This window comes from Vibrio harveyi NBRC 15634 = ATCC 14126 = KCTC 12724, assembly GCF_001591145.1.
In the GTDB taxonomy this organism is placed as follows: domain Bacteria; phylum Pseudomonadota; class Gammaproteobacteria; order Enterobacterales; family Vibrionaceae; genus Vibrio; species Vibrio harveyi.
In genome coordinates this window covers 144,456-162,145 of sequence record NZ_BCUF01000003.1, presented here as the reverse complement: position 1 = coordinate 162,145, position 17,690 = coordinate 144,456, and the positions used below count along the sequence as shown (strand labels likewise).

General features: G+C 46.2%; 15 protein-coding genes. 8 read left to right on the top strand and 7 right to left on the bottom strand.

All coding sequences use genetic code 11. The features are described from left to right. Positions 1-4: 4 nt before the first annotated feature. From VHA02S_RS02825 to VHA02S_RS02805, 5 genes are all read left to right on the top strand, one after another. Entirely contained in the window at positions 5-2,287 is a 2,283-nt protein-coding gene (locus tag VHA02S_RS02825) for a tetratricopeptide repeat protein (protein ID WP_017188442.1), read from the top strand. 98 nt (positions 2,288-2,385) lie between these two features. After that, complete coding sequence (locus tag VHA02S_RS02820; RefSeq protein ID WP_005447568.1) at positions 2,386-3,951, top strand: GGDEF domain-containing protein; 1,566 nt, start codon at positions 2,386-2,388, stop codon at positions 3,949-3,951. Between the two features lie 217 nt (positions 3,952-4,168). Next, entirely contained in the window at positions 4,169-5,545 is a 1,377-nt protein-coding gene (gene ppnN, locus VHA02S_RS02815) for a nucleotide 5'-monophosphate nucleosidase PpnN (RefSeq protein WP_005447570.1), read from the top strand. Between the two features lie 58 nt (positions 5,546-5,603). Beyond that, the gene (gene xni, locus VHA02S_RS02810; protein ID WP_005447572.1) at positions 5,604-6,386 is read left to right on the top strand and encodes a flap endonuclease Xni; all 783 of its coding nucleotides are present in this window, start codon (positions 5,604-5,606) and stop codon (positions 6,384-6,386) included. A gap of 193 nt (positions 6,387-6,579) precedes the next feature. After that, positions 6,580-7,332 (top strand): DNA/RNA non-specific endonuclease, encoded by a 753-nt coding sequence (locus VHA02S_RS02805; protein ID WP_009697728.1) that lies wholly within the window; start codon positions 6,580-6,582, stop codon positions 7,330-7,332. A gap of 87 nt (positions 7,333-7,419) precedes the next feature. Here the strand turns inward: VHA02S_RS02805 and rlmM are convergent, their stop codons facing one another. From rlmM to pomA, 7 genes are all read right to left on the bottom strand, one after another. After that, on the bottom strand, positions 7,420-8,511 hold the full coding sequence (rlmM, locus tag VHA02S_RS02800; RefSeq protein WP_017188443.1) for a 23S rRNA (cytidine(2498)-2'-O)-methyltransferase RlmM: 1,092 nt from the start codon (positions 8,509-8,511) through the stop codon (positions 7,420-7,422). Continuing rightward, positions 8,508-8,906, bottom strand: a complete 399-nt coding sequence (locus VHA02S_RS02795; RefSeq protein WP_005447577.1) for a DUF423 domain-containing protein — start codon at positions 8,904-8,906, stop codon at positions 8,508-8,510. Before VHA02S_RS02795 ends, rlmM begins: the two co-directional genes overlap by 4 nt. After that, positions 8,896-9,519, bottom strand: coding sequence for an alpha/beta family hydrolase (locus VHA02S_RS02790; protein ID WP_005447578.1), 624 nt, complete (start codon positions 9,517-9,519; stop codon positions 8,896-8,898). The genes VHA02S_RS02795 and VHA02S_RS02790 overlap by 11 nt, the downstream gene beginning before the upstream one ends. Continuing rightward, a complete protein-coding gene (locus tag VHA02S_RS02785; protein WP_009697724.1) occupies positions 9,500-10,420 on the bottom strand; it encodes a transcriptional regulator GcvA in 921 nt (306 codons plus the stop codon). Before VHA02S_RS02785 ends, VHA02S_RS02790 begins: the two co-directional genes overlap by 20 nt. A 521-nt stretch (positions 10,421-10,941) precedes the next feature. Continuing rightward, the gene (thiI, locus tag VHA02S_RS02780; protein ID WP_005447587.1) at positions 10,942-12,390 is read right to left on the bottom strand and encodes a tRNA uracil 4-sulfurtransferase ThiI; all 1,449 of its coding nucleotides are present in this window, start codon (positions 12,388-12,390) and stop codon (positions 10,942-10,944) included. A gap of 198 nt (positions 12,391-12,588) precedes the next feature. Further along, complete coding sequence (locus tag VHA02S_RS02775) at positions 12,589-13,533, bottom strand: flagellar motor protein MotB (protein WP_005447588.1); 945 nt, start codon at positions 13,531-13,533, stop codon at positions 12,589-12,591. Positions 13,534-13,548: 15 nt separating this feature from the next. Further along, positions 13,549-14,310: a flagellar motor protein PomA gene (gene pomA, locus VHA02S_RS02770; protein ID WP_005427558.1), complete on the bottom strand. Its 762-nt coding sequence runs from the start codon at positions 14,308-14,310 to the stop codon at positions 13,549-13,551. Between the two features lie 265 nt (positions 14,311-14,575). Between pomA and xseB the strand changes: the two genes are divergently transcribed. The 3 genes from xseB to dxs are packed head-to-tail and all read left to right on the top strand — an operon-like array spanning position 14,576 to position 17,609. Beyond that, positions 14,576-14,818 (top strand): exodeoxyribonuclease VII small subunit, encoded by a 243-nt coding sequence (xseB, locus tag VHA02S_RS02765; RefSeq protein ID WP_038898518.1) that lies wholly within the window; start codon positions 14,576-14,578, stop codon positions 14,816-14,818. A 21-nt stretch (positions 14,819-14,839) separates the two neighbouring features. Further along, the gene (gene ispA, locus VHA02S_RS02760) at positions 14,840-15,724 is read left to right on the top strand and encodes a (2E,6E)-farnesyl diphosphate synthase (RefSeq protein ID WP_038898517.1); all 885 of its coding nucleotides are present in this window, start codon (positions 14,840-14,842) and stop codon (positions 15,722-15,724) included. A gap of 19 nt (positions 15,725-15,743) precedes the next feature. Next, entirely contained in the window at positions 15,744-17,609 is a 1,866-nt protein-coding gene (dxs, locus tag VHA02S_RS02755; RefSeq protein WP_038898515.1) for a 1-deoxy-D-xylulose-5-phosphate synthase, read from the top strand. Positions 17,610-17,690: the final 81 nt, after the last annotated feature.

Below are 17,690 nucleotides of genomic sequence, written 5' to 3'. Positions count from 1 at the left end.
AAGGATGTTTTGGGACAGTTCGCGTCTATTAAGGCTGATTGGCTTTCTTTGCTTATTGTTAGCACAGCCACTTCACGCGACCATTTTATCTTCCGCTTTGCTCAATGAAGCTCAGCAATTAGCTGAGATCGAACCTTCACAAGCAAAACAAGCGGCCAAAAACTACCTTTTGCAACGCGAGCTGATTGAACGCCAAGAGAATGGCAGCCCTTCCGCGATGTCTCGTGAAGAGACCGACCGCAGTATCCGCACCCCGAGCAGCACGATTGAGGCGCACAAAATCATTGCACAAGCCGATTATGCAATGGGCAACATTCGCTCTGCCATCAACAACCTTGATGAAGCAGAACGTCTAGCCAAAGAATACCAATTGCCGTACATGAATTTGGATGTGCAACTGATGCGCAACCAAATGATTTGGATGTACGACAAAAACTACGCCGCAGCAGAACAAAAACTCGACCAGATCGAAAAGCAGATTGAAGAAGCAAATCCGGTTTTACAGCGTACCGACAGCGTTCGTTACCGCTTAGTGATGCAACGAGCCTTGCTCGCAGCAAACAGCGGTGACTCCGTAAACGCTGAGCGTTTGTATGCTAAAGCTAAAACCATGTTGGAAGACAATCGCTCAGATCTGACTCTGATTGACTACCACACAGCGGTAGGCGAATTTTACCTCAACAACAAGAAATACAACCTTGCGCTTTCAGAACTGCTTTACGGTTACTGGCAATCTATCGAGAGCGACAGTGGAGCCAGACTAGCGAAGGTAAACCGTCTATTAGCTCGACTATTCCAAGAGCGCCGCGTTTACGACAAAGCAATTGAATACCTCTCTCAGGCGGCAGACTTTTACGACAGTTACCCAAGCTCCCCAATTTTGGCTGACGTGCTAGAACAGATGGGCGATATCTACTTCTACCAAGGTAAGTTTAACCTCGCGCTAGTGCATTACTTCAATGTACTTGATCACGACAGCACCAGTAAGAATATCAACCGCATCATTAAAATACGTTTGAGCCTAGCTGCCACTTACCTTCAGCTTTACAACTATGCGTTAGCAGAGCAGTACCTAGACCGTTCCAAAGACTTATTGGAATACGCTGATTTACCTCAGCTAGAAGCCAAAGCTGCACTGCTTAAATCAGGTCTGGCATACCATCAAAATGACAGTAAAGATGTGATCGTCAATGCCAAGAGAGCGCTAGACCTGATAGAGAAAGCACCAGAAGATACGGGCTTCATTAAACAGCAAAGCTATCGCTTACTGGGTTTGGGGTATGAGCAAGCTGGCGAATACCAGTTATCCCTTCAAGCGTACAAAAAATACATCAGCCTAGTGCGCCTAGAGCAAAAGCAGCTTAACCAAATCAGTGAAGATGCCTTCCGCCAACAAAAAGAGTTTGCTGAGCAAAGCATCCACTATGTAGGTCAGGCAGACAAGCTAGCTCAAGTTGAAATGGAGCATCGTAAATTCCAAAAGATCTCGTTCGCACTGTTTATTACCGTTTTGGTGATGTTCTTATTCATCATGCGTCGTGGTGTTATCAACCAACGTCAAACAGCTGAGATTGAAAAGCTGCGTAATGATCTGTTCACTCACTCTCGCTCACGCCTGCGTAACTTACGCATGCTCAACGTCAAGCTATCGCGTTCATTGAAGAAGTCGAGCGACACATTCGAACAATGGCAAATGGGTGAACTTATCCACGAGCCGTTGAATGACCGCTTACGCTTTGTGATGATCGATTTGCCATTCTTGCGCAGCATGTACGTTCAACATGGTTACAAAGCTGGCTTAGAGTTAGAACGTGCATTTGGTGAGTTCCTAGCAGAACGCATTCAGAAGCCAACACGTTTGTACCATTTCTCAGATGCAAACTTGTTGTACATTGAGCCAAATGCCGATCGCGATGCCTCCGCAGAAGCCACCTTTGATAAATTCCAAGGCTGGGTGGACGAGTTCGCAGCACAGCACAACGTCAATCGCATCATTCGTATGGGCATCAGTGATTACCCATTCTTGCCGCGTGCTTACACCGCGATTAACGATGAAGAACTGCTCGATCTACTGTTGCTTGCGACACACATAGCACGTGAAGTTAGTTTGAAAGATAAGCACAGTCATTGGGTATTCTTAAAGGCCATTGATAATGCACCTGCTGCGAGCTTTGCAACCGGTGACATAAGGACAGCTTGCCAACATGCCATCAATCAAGGGCTAATAAAGATTCATTCTTCGTACAAGAATGAGGACGACATCAAAAAAATATTAAAAAACGGATAATTAAACAACGGTTGAGCGTGATCAGTGATGACGCTATAAAGTTTTTTGTTATTATCAAATAATCGTCAGTAGTACATGGACTTAACCGTAGTCACTTCATGGGAATCTTGGAATCCGATATTCAGTCGCAGCTTCATCAGCTGAGTTGTCAACTTGACCAACTCAGGCTGACTCATCGTGATACTTCGCTCAAATTTCAACGTGAGCAGCAAGTTCTTAAGCGAGTTGTGGCATCATTGTCTTCTGCTTGTCAGGGTTCAAACTCTCAAGTATCCAACTACCTGCGCGAAATTCAGCAAGAGCTTGAACATCATAAAGATGTAAGTACGCTGATCCCTCGCTTAGCAGTGCTAGAAAGAATGCTCAAACAGCAATCTAAGACGATGGAAAAACAAAACGGTTATCTCGACGAACAAATCAAACACAGTGGTGAAACGCTTCAACGTATCACCGGCTTGCCTGCGCAGTTAAAACGTGAATTGCGTAACCTGATGAGCTTCTCGGAAGTCCATGCTGGTAAGAAAGTCGATCAAGCCACTAAGCTACTGAGCATCTACGAGCGCGCACTCAAGATAATCACCTCTAATTCACGCCTTAACCTAGGCGAGCTAGAACACGGTCCTGATAAGTCACAACTGGAATGCCTTGCAAGCGATCTACAACACACCATCACGGAACTCGATTTTGAAGGTGAGTCTGGCGATCAACTGTTGGATATTCGCGCTAAGTTACTTTTAGGTGTCAATGCTGAATCTCTGATTGAATTAACGCTACACACATTAAAACTGGTCGTGGAAGCGACCAAGTACGAGCGTAAATCATCAGAACAGTTCCTAGAACAGTTAAACACGTCACTGTCTAGCAATCTCAAAACCGTTCATCAGAATGTTGACCAGCACCAAACTTACTTTGAGCATCGTCAAGAGCTGAACGCTGAGATGACCACTTTGGTTGAACGCAGCCAAGAGTCTCTTGAGCAAGCTCAAGACTTAGACGAGTTAAAAGGCGAAGTTTCGCCACTGCTGGCAAAAATGGCATCACTGACTGAGCGCTTGAGAATGACAGAAGAGCGTGAGCAAGCACTTCAAGAACGCCTAAGCTACAGCAAAAATCAATTGGAAGCAGTGTTCGAAACGACACAAGATTACCGTCGCCGCTTGGAAGACCAAGCTCAGCGTATGCTGCTTGACCCTCTTACAAAGGTCTACAATCGCACGGCTTTTAACGATCGTTTAGAGCTCGAATATCGTCGTTGGATTCGCTCACAGCAAAACTTGCGCGTGGTGCTGTTTGACGTGGATAACTTCAAAGCGGTTAATGATAGCTACGGTTACACAGCTGGTGACAAGGCGCTAAAAATCATTGCCCGCACGATGAACAAGCGGATTGCAGATACGGAAACCGTAGCGCGTTTTGGTGGTGAAGAGTTCATCTTGCTGATCCCGGAACAATCAGAAGAATACACGCTTGAATTGATGAAAAACATTCAACGTGACATCAGCAAATTACCATTCAAGTTCCGTGAACAAAACATCATGATCACCTTAACTGCGGTTTCTACATCATTTAAAGAAGCAGACAACCCAGAATACGTCCTCGACCGTCTTGGTAACATGCTAAAAGACGCCAAACAGCGTGGTAACAACCAAGTCAACTGGAACTAAAAAGCGTTCAAAAAACAATCAAACGAACACTTTTTACGTGCTGTTTTGTCATATTGCCTCAAATTTTCAACGAGTTATCACGTTTCTCCTCTTCCAGTCTGCTAAGCTGTTTAAACGCTATAAACAAAGTCTGCCAACCACTGAGTAGAACGACACGTATAAGCTAAGTAGGTGAGTTGGTTTCTTCCCTCAAAGAAAGCACTAGCAAGGAGGCCTTATGATTACCCATATAAGCCCCGCAGGTAGCATGGATTTGCTATCACAACTGGAAGTTGAACGTCTTAAGAAAACCGCATCAAGTGAGCTTTACCAGCTCTATCGCAATTGTACGCTCGCGGTCCTCAACTCTGGTAGCCATACCGACAACTCAAAAGAGCTGTTAGATAAATACCTATCGTTTGATGTGAACGTAGTTCGACGCGAACGCGGCATCAAGCTTGAGCTTGCCAACCCGCCAGAACATGCGTTCGTTGACGGAGAGATCATCAAGGGTATTCAAGAGCACTTATTCTCTGTTTTGCGTGACATCGTGTACGTAAACATGCATTTGGCGGACAACCAACGTCTTAACCTCACCAATGCCACGCACATCACCAACCTCGTATTTGGCATCTTGCGTAATGCTGGTACGTTGACGCCCGGCATTGAGCCGAACCTTGTGGTTTGTTGGGGTGGTCACTCAATCAACGCGACAGAGTACCAATACACTCGCGAAGTGGGTAACGAGTTGGGTCTACGTGAACTGAACATCTGTACGGGCTGTGGTCCTGGTGCGATGGAAGGTCCAATGAAAGGCGCAGCGATTGGTCACGCCAAACAGCGTTATACCGAGCAGCGTTACCTTGGCTTGACAGAGCCTTCAATCATTGCGGCTGAGCCACCAAACCCAATCGTGAACGAGTTGGTGATCATGCCAGACATCGAGAAACGTCTCGAAGCCTTTGTTCGCATGGCGCACGGCATCGTTATCTTCCCTGGTGGTCCGGGTACCGCCGAAGAGTTGCTGTACATCTTGGGTATCATGATGCACCCCGAAAATGCCGACCAACCAATGCCTATCGTACTTACAGGTCCGAAAGAGAGTGAAGCCTACTTCCGCTCAATCGATGCCTTTATTGCCGATACATTGGGCGAAGAAGGTCAGAAGCACTACCAAATCGTGATTGATGATCCGGCAGAAGTTGCCCGTATTATGAAGCGCTCAATGGACGAGGTTCGTCAGCATCGTAAAGAAAAAGGCGACGCGTACAGCTTTAACTGGTCGCTAAAAATTGAGCCAGAGTTCCAACTTCCGTTTGAACCAACTCATGATGCGATGGCAAGCCTAGATTTGCATTTGAACCAACAACCTCAAGTTCTGGCTGCAAGCCTGCGCCAAGCCTTCTCAGGTATTGTTGCTGGTAACGTTAAAGCGGAAGGGATTCGAGAAATCGAACGCAAAGGTCCGTTTACCATCAATGGCGATCCAGTCTTGATGAAAAAGCTCGACAAACTGTTGAAAGACTTCGTAGAGCAGCACCGCATGAAACTGCCGGGTGGCACTGCGTATGAACCATGCTACCGTATTGCCCATCGAGAAAATGGTGGTCGATAGATAACTCAGCTTTGGTTACACTAGGGGCATTCCGCCCCTTTTTTATTGCTAAGTCATTATGTCTATTCATCTTGTTATCATTGATGCCCTAAACCTGATCCGCCGCGTGCACTCAGCACAACCCGATCCAACTGACATAGCAAGAACCATCACAACGACAGGCAGAACGCTGACTCGCATCCTATCTGAGGCGCAACCTACGCACATCATCGCGGTATTCGATCACCACGAGCAAGACCGAGGTTGGCGCGCGGAAATCCTTCCAGACTACAAACAAAACCGCAAACCTATGCCAGAGCCCCTGATGCAAGGTTTAGACGCAATTCAACAAGCGTGGTGGGAGCAAGGCATCGACTCACTGCTATCTGAAGGTGATGAAGCGGATGACTTAGTTGCAACCCTCGCCACTAAAGTCGCAAGTCACGGAGAGAAAGTCACCATCGTCTCCACCGACAAAGGTTATTGCCAATTGTTGTCCCCAACTTTGCAAATCCGAGACTACTTCCAACATCGTTGGTTGGATGAGCCGTTTATCGAAAAAGAGTTTGGCGTGAAACCCACTCAGCTTGCCGACTACTGGGGTTTAACAGGGATTAGCTCAAGCCAAGTACCGGGTGTACCCGGTGTTGGTCCAAAAGCCGCTAAGGAAATTCTCACTCAGTTTGAGGACATTGAAGCGGCATACGCAAGTGAAGAGCTGGTACCGAAATATCGTAAGAAGCTGGATGAACACATTGAATCTGCACGTCTATGCAAACGCGTAGCGGCGTTGAAATGCGACATCGAACTCGGCTTTAACCTGCAAGACATTCGCTTTACCGGACCAAATAAAGCCGAGTAAGTGCATCTCTTTTACGCTGCTAGTTTTGGGTTAGACAACACGTTTATAAAATCTGTTGTGTAACCCTTTACATTCACAGCAATGATATTTACCTCATCATTAACCTACAAGATACTGATTAGTTTATAAGCTAATTCACAGTCTTAGTGAGTAATTTCATTATTTTCAAATCTCCCAATAACGGAGAAAAATAATGAAAAACATCATCTTAGTATCTTTAGTCACGCTCCTATCCTTCCCTACTCTTGCTGAAACTTGCGGTCAACACCTTGATAAAGGTATGCCTTCAACTAACAGCGATCAGTTCCTCTGCAGAGATGGCTATGCGGTTGGGTACAACTACGACACCAAAAACGCAGACTGGGTTGCTTACCACATTACCGCGGAAAGCGTGAATATCACCAACAAACGCAGTAACTCCTTCAAAGAAGACACTGAAATGCCGGATTACGCGCGCTCTACCCTAGCGGACTACAAAGGCTCTGGTTACGACAGAGGACACCTTGCTCCGTCAGCGACAATGGACTTCACCCGAGAGTCAATGAAGCAGAGTTTTTTGATGAGCAACATGTCGCCTCAACTTCCGGGGTTTAACCGAGTTGGTTGGCGCGTTCTAGAAGAACATGTTCGTGATCTCGCCAATGAATACAACGAACTTTATGTGGTGACTGGACCGATTTACCAAGGCAACGAAGGAACAATCGGTAATGGTGTGGTGATCCCGAGCGCGTTTTACAAAGTCATTCTTGATCCAAGCTTTGATGAAGCCATTGCGTTCATTGTCCCGCATCGTGATGTTTCAAGCTCTGAGTTAGCTAACTTTATTACCACCATTGACGAAGTTGAACGTCAAACTGGATTAGACTTTTTTGCTCAAACGCCAGATAGCATCGAAGACAACATGGAATCAGTAAAATGGGAAGAGATGTGGCCTACCAGCAACTAAGTAATGGTCATGGTTCTTAAACCGCAATAAAAAAGCGCCTGCATTAGGCGCTTTTTTGAAAATGTTCAACCACATAGAAATGATAGCTTAGTGTGGTGAGATATTAGACAGACATTGAATGTGAATCGTGATCTCTTCGCGGTCATGGTATAGGTGCTTCGCTTGCAGCTTGAATTTCACCTTGTTCTCAATCAGGAACATTTTTAGGTTTTCAAGATCTTGCAGCACTTCATCGTAACGACCTTTCATTGGAAGCTTAAGGTTGAAAATCGCTTCTTTCGCCCAACCTTTTAGCAGCCATTGCCCCATAAGGTGCGCAACGCGTGCTGGCTTCTCAACCATGTCACACACAATCCAAGTAACGTTCTTACGGTCTGGTTCAAACTTAAAGCCATCTACCATGTGGTGTTTAATTTGACCCGTTTCCATTAGGCTATCCGCCATCATGCCGTTATCCACACAGTGAACGAACATCGAACGTTTCACCAATTGGTAAGTCCAACCGCCCGGACAAGCACCTAGGTCAACACCCCACATGCCAGGAGCCAAACGCTCGTCCCATTCCTCACGCGGAATGAAGACGTGGAATGCTTCTTCTAATTTCAGCGTAGAGCGGCTTGGCGCATCAGCAGGGAACTTAAGGCGGGGAATACCCATGAAGAACTGCGAGTTGTTGCCTGGGTATGAGTAACCCACGTAACAATGACCCGGAGCCACAAAGCAAATATGCAGTACTGGCTTCTTCGCGTTGTCTTTGTTCCACATCAGACCTTTACCACGCATCGCCTGACGCATTGGTACCGTGAACTTGCGGCAAAACTTCAATAACTCTTTCGCTTCGTTAGTATCGGGAGTTTCAATACGCAGATCGCCACAACGTGGGAATGCTTCGATTTCAGACAATTCAGCAAGAATTGGGCTGATACGGTCATCGCTTGGTAGCGCTTCGAACTCGGCAGCCACAGCAAACATCTGACGTGCAAAAATCAGTGCGCTAAAGTCTAAGCCTTTTGCTAGCTTATCTGCGTCTCCATCTTGGTAACATTCGAAGACAACATAACCTGAGTTTTTCTTCACACGAGGGAAGCCATACACTTCCAATTGTGTTGCTTTGTCCTGAATTTCACCAGCACACTCTTTCTCAAAGCCAGAACGGCAATAGAGCATTAGTTGTTTCACTTGGAGACCTCTTTGATATTAAACGCAGCAAAAAAGAACAGACACCAACCGATCATGAACAAGAATCCTCCCATAGGAGTAATTGGTCCAAACCACTTAATGCCCGTCAGCGCCAGCGCGTAAAGACTGCCGCTAAAACAAAAGATGCCGATGATAAAGCAAATCGCCGCGATGAAAAAATACTTTTGTGCTTTTTGTCCCAAATTGAGCAACAGCAAAATCGCACAAAATGCGATAGCCAAAGTATGGATGAACTGATACAAAACGCCGGTTTCAAAGACGCCCAGTAAATAAGGCGATAACTTTGCTTTCAATCCATGTGCAGCAAATGCACCTAGCGCCACTGATGTTAAGCCAGAAAGACCAGTAAATGAGAGTAACCACTTACTTTTCACAGGACACCTCTTTAATAAATGTCGCTAACTGCTCCACTGTTGAAGCAATGTTACCTGCCTCTGTATAGCCAGAGCTCTTGCGTGGCTTAAAGCTGTGGTCACCGTCTGGCAGAAAGCTCACTGTGACCTGCTCTGATAATGCAAAGCCTTCGAACTCTTCGCGCTTGCCGAATGTATCGCGCTCACCTTGCAGGATTAAAGTTGGCTTTTCGATACTCGCTAAATGCTCGCCTTTGTATTTCTCTGGTTTACCGGGAGGATGAAAAGGGAAACCTAAACAGGCAACACCCGCCACCAGCGCATTATCGGCGAGTAAGCTCGACATACGCCCACCCATCGACTTACCGCCAATCACGATAGGTTGAGAAGTAAAGTGAGCGATCACTTCTTCATAAGCTTCAAGAAGTTTTGGGGCACGATCTGGCGGACGCTTCTTGCCATCTTCCGCTCGCTTAACCATATAGGGGAAGTTAAAACGCACCACGCGTATACCCTGCTCAACTAATCCTTTGGCGACGGCAGTCATGAAATCGTGTTCCATGCCTGCCCCTGCACCGTGAGCAAAAATAAACAGCGGTCCGTTTTCAGGTCCCTCAGCTATCCAATGGCTCATCCAATACTTCCTCTTGTTCTTTTCTTGCAGTTGCTAGCATCCAGTCCCTAAACGTCGCGATACGTCCCATATCCGCTTGCTGTTCGTGACACACCACATAGAAGGCATTCTTCGACACCAATACCTCATCAAATGGCGCGATTAAGCGTCCCGCTTCCATTTCAGGTTTGGCTAGCACGTTGTTACCTAGAGCGACACCTTGCCCGTGCGCAGCAGCTTGAAGCACCATGGTCGAGTGGCTGAAAATAGGACCATGGTTCACATTGATGCCTTCGATATTCTGCTGGCGAGCGAACTGCTTCCAATCTTTACGAGAGGTATCATGTAACAAGGTGTGTAATTTAAGGTCACTTAGAGATTCTAATGGTTTGTTACCTAAAAGTAACGAAGGTGAACAAAGTGGGATCAAAAACTCTTGGTAGAGTTTATCGGCACGCAAACCAGGCCAGTTACCACGACCATAATAGATAGCCACATCAACATCATCAGTCAGTGAACCTTCGTCCATATCAACCGCTTTAATACGCACATCGATGTCCGGTTCTTGGGCATTAAAATCCGCCAAGCGAGGTACCAGCCATTGGATTGCAAAACTTGGTGGCAAACTGATGGTCAACGCACCTTTTTCACTACGTTCCAATACCTTATCGGTCGCTTCTGAAATCGAAGTGAAGATATCTTTGATGTCTAGAAAGTAACTTTGCCCCTCTTCCGTTAGCAACAAAGAGCGGTTGCGACGACGGAAAAGTTTCAAAGATAAGAACTCTTCTAACGCTTTAATTTGGTGGCTCACTGCCGCTTGAGTAACAAACAACTCTTCAGCAGCACGGGTAAAACTGAGATGGCGAGCAGCCGCTTCAAAAACGCGAAGTGAATTCAACGGAGGCAATCTGCGAGACATTATGGGACCTCAAGTAGGATTAGTTTTTTTTATCTGAAACATTATAAAATGTCCGTTGCCGAACAGCCAGATAAATTCTATATTTCATCCCGCAACACGAGCCTGAACGGCTTGATTCCTTTTGTGAATCAATTGGCTTCGTTGTTGCGATGTTGTGTTTGCAAACTCGTATTTCGAGTTAGGTAGATTTCTACCATATGTTTTGTCCACACTCCCTGTGACAAAACAGATACTTCCTGTATTTATTTTGACCTGTCTGTCAAATTTCTTGCACCGCCTTATTAGGCGGTGTTTTTTTATCTAAAAAATCCCACTGTCCCTCTTCTTCAGAAATTGGTATCAACATCACCTTTTCATCCTGATTTCGGATTAATTATCGTTATATCAATACAAATCCCGAAGCGTGCGATTGAGCTCAATCTTATCACTTCATTAGGGAAAATTTTGCGCGTGCTAAAACGAAAAAAGCGCAAACTGATTTCTCAATTTGCGCTTTTGTGATTGTCAGCATTGCAACGCGATTATGGGCGGTAAACCTTCACGTTGTTGAAACCTTGCTCTTGCAAGTAAAGTGCTTGCAGGCGGCTCATCACACCACGGTCACAGTACAGTAGGTATGTCTTAGCTTGGTCTAGATCACCAAACTGAGTACCCAATTTGTAGAATGGAATATGTTTAACATCAACACCATCGATTTCTAGTGGGTTATCGTCTTCCTCTTCAGGGCTACGGATATCCAATACGATTGCGTTTTCTTCTACTGCTTGTACTTGCTCAACTTCTGGTGCTGCTTCCTGTGACTCTTTTGCGATATCACGGATGTCCATCATACGAGCTTCTTGAACCACTTGCTCAAGGATGCTGAAGTCGAATTTCTCTTCTTCTGCTTCTAGCTTGCCTTTCACCGCTTTAACAGTTGGCTTCTTAGAGATAACACCACAGTATTCTGGCATCGTCTTCGCAAAGTCTTCTGTGCCGATTTCACGCGCTAGATTGATGATGTCTTCTTTATCCCAGTTGATCAGCGGACGCAGAATCAGAGTATCTGTTACGTTATCGATATGGCGTAGGTTAGTTAGCGTCTGGCTCGATACCTGACCCAGTGCTTCACCTGTTACCAATGCTTCGATCTTCATCTTCTGAGCAATCATACCTGCTGCACGCATGAACATACGCTTCAGGATCACGCCCATTTGGCCGTCATCAACTTTCTCTAGGATTTCTGCAACTACAGGCTCGAAATCAACTGAGATGAAACGTACTTTTGCTGAAGAACCGTATTTGTTCCATAGGTAGTGAGAAACCTGCTTAACGCCGATTTCATGTGCTGGACCACCTAGGTTAAAGAAACAGTAGTGTACTTTTGAGCCACGTTTGATATGTAGGTAGCTAGAAACACCAGAGTCGAAACCACCCGAGATCAGGCTTAGTACGTCTTCTTGTGTACCTAGAGGGAAACCACCTAGACCTTTGTGACGTGCCAACACTTGGTTTAGCTTGTCGTTAGTCACTTCAACGTTGATCGTTACGTCTGGCTTACTTAGCTTAACTCGAGCGCTTTCTACCGCTTGGTTAAGACCGCCACCTACGTAACGCTCTAACTCAATAGAAGTAAATTCGTGTTTACCACGACGCTTAGCACGCACTACGAAAGTCTTGCCTTCGATCAGTGAACCGCTTAGCTCCAACACTTGCTCGTAGATGTCGTGCAAGTCTTTGAATTCAGTTTGTTTTACTTCAAGAATATGGTGAATACCTGGCGTGTGCGTCAGGATTTCTAAAACTTCAGCGTGGAACTCGTCACTCTCAGAGGTCACTTCAATGTGATCACGACGGTTGAATACCGCGACAGACTCCGTACGGCTCTTAACGATGTTACGAATGTTGCACTCTAAAATCTTTGTGAAGCGCTTACGCACAGATTCACTTTTTACAAAAATTTCTGGATGGGGCTTTACAATAAATTTCATAGTCTAGTTCGCAGGTTAGTTTCGCAATCAACAATGAGTGATACTCCACCTCGATGCTTCATACGCAGCAAAAGTGCGTTTTGGTCATAAAAGGTAGCCTGAGCTCACTTCAAAGGCGCAAGATTATACACCTAAGCGAAATGGAATGACAAAAAAAGCGAGCTAACGCTCGCTTTTAGTATCAGAACAAATATCCGCTTATTGAATTACGGGCACTTCTTCACTGTAAAGTGGTTCACCTTGCATGATGCTGATTTCAACACGGCGGTTAAGTGCGCGGTTTGCATCAGAATCGTTTGGCGCTAATGGCTCAGTATCAGCCATGCCTCGCACTCGTAAGCGTTGGTGCGAGAAGCCTCTTACTTTCTCCATCTCTTGGGCAACCGATACAGCTCGTTGAGAAGACAAGTCCCAGTTAGAACGATACAGCTCAGAATCCAGCGGTTGGTTGTCCGTATGTCCAGACACTCGAACAATACCCGGTACGTCTTTCACCAGTTCGGCAATCTGGCGTACTAGTGGTCTGAATTTCGGCTGTAAGAACGCCGATCCTTCAGGGAACGCGCCTTTCTCTCGCATTCGAATCACAATTTGCTGACCGAGGTTTTCTACTTCAATCGCGCCTTGCTCAATCTCTCGCTCCAACGCTTTCTTGATGCTTTCCATCAAGGTTTCCATCTCTTGCGACGTTTGTTCAGACTGCTGTTGTTGCATGTCTGCTTCTGCCGATTGATTGTTTTGCGTTGAAGTTTCTGGTGATTGTCCCCCCGTCAGCTTACCTTGGTCACGTTTAGTACCACCTGCTCGGTCAGATTCCCCTTCATGGAATTCCAACGTCTGCTGAGTGATGTCCATGGTTTGCTGCATGATGACATCAATTGGCGTCGGCTCAGGGCGACCCGGTCGAAATTCCTGAGCGATGATGCTGGTACCTTTTGGGATGTCCTTCACTTCAAGTTGGTTTTGTACACCAAAAGCGAACTTCATCGAGCCCGCAATTTGTTTGAACTTCAATACGTCCATTTCCGAAAACGAAAGCAGCAGTACGAAGAAACACATCAGCAGTGACATCAAGTCAGCGAATGTCCCCATCCACAGCGGGAGACCGGGTGGCGGACAATCACATTTGTTATCTTCATCCATCAGATGACCTCCGGATTACTCGTCTATCTCGAGAGCGCGTTTACCCTCGTTGAGGTAGTTCTTCAAGTAACTATCGATAACACGAGGGTTTTGACCATCTTGGATCGCCAAAACACCATCCATAATCAAACGACGGTTTAACGTTTCTTGATCGCGACGTAATGAAAGCTTGTCTGCAATTGGGAAAAACACCATGTTAGAAAGCACCGCACCGTATAGTGTGGTCAAAAGCGCTACCGCCATCGCAGGACCGATCGCTTTTGGGTCATCCATGTTTGAAAGCATGGCTACCAGACCAACCAGTGTACCGATCATCCCCATCGCAGGGGCTACGTCTCCAAATGCACGAAACACGCCTGTACCTTGCGTATGGCGCTCATCGGTAAGTGCAATGTCTTTCTGTAGTGCCGCACGTACAACGTCGGCATCATGTCCATCAACCAGTAAATCGATGCCTTTCTGCATAAAGCTGTTGTTGATTTCCATCTCTTCAAGAGCGAGGAAACCACCTTTACGTGCCGCGTCTGCCATTTCAACAATCTTAGCGATCAGATCTTCTGGCTCATCGGCTTTAAACATGAACGCTTTACCTGCGATCTTTGTCGCACCGAAGAACTGCCCCATGGTGAACTTCATCAACACAACAAATGCAGAGCCACCAACTACGATTAGGATTGAGGTAACGTCTACGAACATACCGATGCTGCCGCCTAGCACCATCGCCATGATGACGAATGCAAAACCACCGATCAAACCTATTAGGGTTGCTAAATCCACAAAGCACTCCTCTCGCTATACTTAAATATTGCCTAGTCAGGCGAATTATTACTTGTATCGACAACTAGAACAGTTTTTTTAGAAAAATCTTGGTCAATACGTCACAAAAAGATCGTTTAGCTCCGAAGTCTATGATCAATATCGTCTTATCAGACCTGTCTAACGCTAATTTTGTGACAATTATATAAGGTTAAATTTGACCAACTTAGTAGGCTAAGGTAACTTGCGTGCATTCTATTAGAGGCTCTATTAAGGCAGATAAAAGATGGCGGTCAAGAAACCAGAAAATATGACCTTCGAAGCAACAATTGAAGAGCTAGATAGCTTAGTTGATCAATTAGAGAATGGCGATCTTGCCCTTGATGATGCCCTACGTAAATTTGAACGTGGCATTGCACTGGCTCGTGCTGGTCAAACAAAACTGAGCGACGCCGAACAGCGCGTAAGCATTCTTCTTAGCGAAGATGATGAAGCACCACTGAGTGACTTCACCCCTGAGTCAGAATAATAATCAGTAGTGAGCAATGTGATGCAAGAGACATTGACGTCTTATCAACAACGAAACAACCAACAACTCAATCTGTGGCTTGAGCAATTGCCTCACCAAGAACAGCCGCTGATTCAAGCGATGAAATATGGTCTGCTGCTTGGCGGAAAACGTGTTCGTCCTTTCCTTGTTTACATCACTGGTCAAATGCTAGGTTGTAAGCCAGAAGATCTCGACACGCCAGCGTCTGCTATTGAGTGTATTCACGCCTACTCTCTGATTCACGATGATCTACCTGCAATGGACGACGATGCGCTGCGTCGCGGTCAACCGACTTGCCACATTAAGTTTGATGAAGCCACAGCAATCTTGACTGGTGATGCTCTACAAACATTGGCATTCACGATTCTTGCTGAAGGTGAACTGAATCCGAACGCGGAAAGCCAGCGTATAAAGATGGTACAAGCACTAGCGCAAGCTTCTGGTGCAAGTGGCATGTGTCTTGGTCAAGCGTTAGATTTAGGTGCAGAGAATCGTCGAGTTTCTCTCGCAGATTTAGAAGAAATTCATCGCAATAAAACTGGTGCACTGATTAACTGTGCAGTCAAACTTGGTGCGTTAGCCGCAGGCGAAAAAGGTCTGGAAGTATTGCCACACCTAGAAGGCTACTCAAAAGCGATCGGTCTGGCGTTTCAGGTTCAAGACGATATTCTTGATATCATTAGTGACACAGAAACACTGGGTAAGCCTCAAGGCTCAGACCAAGAGCTGAACAAGAGCACTTATCCATCTCTACTGGGTTTGGAGGGAGCAATGGAGAAAGCTCACACTCTGTTACAGGAAGCACTTCAAGCATTGGAAGCAATCCCATACAATACTCAGTTACTCGAAGAGTTCGCCCGATATGTCATCGAGCGCAAGAACTAAACTATAAGCGCGCATTTATATGACTCTTGATATTTCAAAATACCCGACACTGGCGTTAGCAAATACACCGGAGGAGTTGCGTCTTCTTCCGAAAGAAACATTGCCGACATTGTGCGATGAACTACGCACGTATCTGCTAAATTCAGTGAGTCAGTCTAGCGGACATTTAGCGTCTGGCTTAGGCACAGTAGAGCTAACGGTCGCTCTGCACTATGTATATAACACACCTGTTGACCAGCTAATCTGGGATGTGGGTCATCAGGCTTACCCACATAAGATTCTGACAGGTCGTCGTGATCAAATGCCTACTATCCGTCAAAAAGGCGGGCTTCACCCATTCCCTTGGCGCGAAGAGAGCGAGTACGACACTTTATCTGTTGGCCATTCATCGACTTCTATCAGTGCTGGTCTCGGTATGGCCATTAGCGCAGAAAAAGAAGGTCAAGGTCGTAAAGTGGTCAGCGTAATCGGTGATGGTGCCATTACGGCTGGTATGGCTTTTGAAGCAATGAACCACGCTGGTGACGTTCACCCTGACATGCTAGTGATTCTAAACGACAACGAAATGTCGATTTCAGAGAACGTAGGCGCGTTGAACAATCACCTTGCGAAAGTCCTTTCTGGCAGCTTGTACACTTCTATCCGTGAAGGCGGCAAGAAAGTGCTGTCCGGCGTCCCACCGATCAAAGAGTTGGTGCGTCGTACAGAAGAACACCTAAAAGGCATGGTCGTTCCTGGCACGTTATTCGAAGAGCTTGGCTTCAACTACATCGGTCCTATCGATGGTCACGATGTCAACGAGCTCGTCAAGACATTGAAAAACATGCGTGAGTTGAAAGGTCCACAATTCCTGCACATCATGACCAAGAAAGGTAAAGGTTATGAGCCAGCAGAAAAAGATCCTATCGGCTACCACGGTGTACCAAAGTTCGACCCATCACATAACAGTTTGCCGAAGAGCAGTGGCGGCAAGCCAACCTTCTCTAAGATCTTTGGTGATTTCCTATGTGATATGGCAGCGCAAGATCCTAAGCTGATGGCGATTACACCAGCAATGCGTGAAGGCTCTGGTATGGTTCGCTTCTCAAAAGAGTACCCTGAGCAGTACTTTGACGTAGCGATCGCAGAGCAGCATGCCGTGACACTTGCAACAGGTATGGCAATTGCGGGCGATCACCCGATCGTAGCAATCTACTCTACCTTCCTACAGCGTGGTTATGATCAACTGATCCACGACGTTGCGATCATGGATTTGCCAGTGATGTTCGCTATCGACCGTGCAGGTCTGGTTGGCGCAGATGGTCAAACTCACCAAGGCGCGTTCGATCTCAGCTTTATGCGTTGTATCCCGAACATGGTAATCATGGCACCAAGTGACGAAAACGAATGTCGTCAGATGCTGTACACAGGCCACAAACACACGGGTCCAAGCGCGGTTCGTTACCCACGCGGTAGCGGTATGGGCACAGAAATCGAAAAAGACTTCACTGCACTTGAAATCGGTAAAGGTCGTATCGTGCGTAAAGGCGAGAAAGTGGCAATTCTTAGCTTCGGTACCTTCTTAGGTAACGCATTGGAGGCGGCTGAAAACCTCAACGCAACAGTTGCTGATATGCGCTTTGTTAAGCCTCTTGATGAAGCCTTGATCCGTCAGCTCGCCGCTGAGCATGATGTTCTGGTTACACTAGAAGAGAATGCGATTGCAGGTGGCGCTGGTGCAGGTGTAATTGAGTTTATGATGCAAGATAAGATCATCAAGCCAGTACTAAATCTTGGCTTGCCAGATCGCTTCATACCTCAAGGTACGCAAGACGAGCTGCACGAAGAACTTGGTTTAGACGCGCAAGGCATCGAGAAATCAATCAACGATTACCTAGCCAAGTAAATAGCGTAAAGCAATAAAATCGCGTAAACACAAAAAAGGGATGCTCTGGCATCCCTTTTGTTTATTTGTCGATGGTCAGTG

Bases quoted from the DNA above. Each gene is read 5' to 3' on its own strand.
- VHA02S_RS02790 (WP_005447578.1), bottom strand. From the start codon at position 9,519: ATGAGCCATTGGATAGCTGAGGGACCTGAAAACGGACCGCTGTTTATT.
- VHA02S_RS02805 (WP_009697728.1), top strand. From the start codon at position 6,580: ATGAAAAACATCATCTTAGTATCTTTAGTCACGCTCCTATCCTTCCCT.
- VHA02S_RS02825 (WP_017188442.1), top strand. From the start codon at position 5: ATGTTTTGGGACAGTTCGCGTCTATTAAGGCTGATTGGCTTTCTTTGC.
- VHA02S_RS02775 (WP_005447588.1), bottom strand. From the start codon at position 13,533: ATGGATGAAGATAACAAATGTGATTGTCCGCCACCCGGTCTCCCGCTG.
- thiI (WP_005447587.1), bottom strand. From the start codon at position 12,390: ATGAAATTTATTGTAAAGCCCCATCCAGAAATTTTTGTAAAAAGTGAA.
- xseB (WP_038898518.1), top strand. From the start codon at position 14,576: ATGGCGGTCAAGAAACCAGAAAATATGACCTTCGAAGCAACAATTGAA.
- dxs (WP_038898515.1), top strand. From the start codon at position 15,744: ATGACTCTTGATATTTCAAAATACCCGACACTGGCGTTAGCAAATACA.
- ispA (WP_038898517.1), top strand. From the start codon at position 14,840: ATGCAAGAGACATTGACGTCTTATCAACAACGAAACAACCAACAACTC.
- xni (WP_005447572.1), top strand. From the start codon at position 5,604: ATGTCTATTCATCTTGTTATCATTGATGCCCTAAACCTGATCCGCCGC.
- VHA02S_RS02820 (WP_005447568.1), top strand. From the start codon at position 2,386: ATGGGAATCTTGGAATCCGATATTCAGTCGCAGCTTCATCAGCTGAGT.
- ppnN (WP_005447570.1), top strand. From the start codon at position 4,169: ATGATTACCCATATAAGCCCCGCAGGTAGCATGGATTTGCTATCACAA.
- VHA02S_RS02785 (WP_009697724.1), bottom strand. From the start codon at position 10,420: ATGTCTCGCAGATTGCCTCCGTTGAATTCACTTCGCGTTTTTGAAGCG.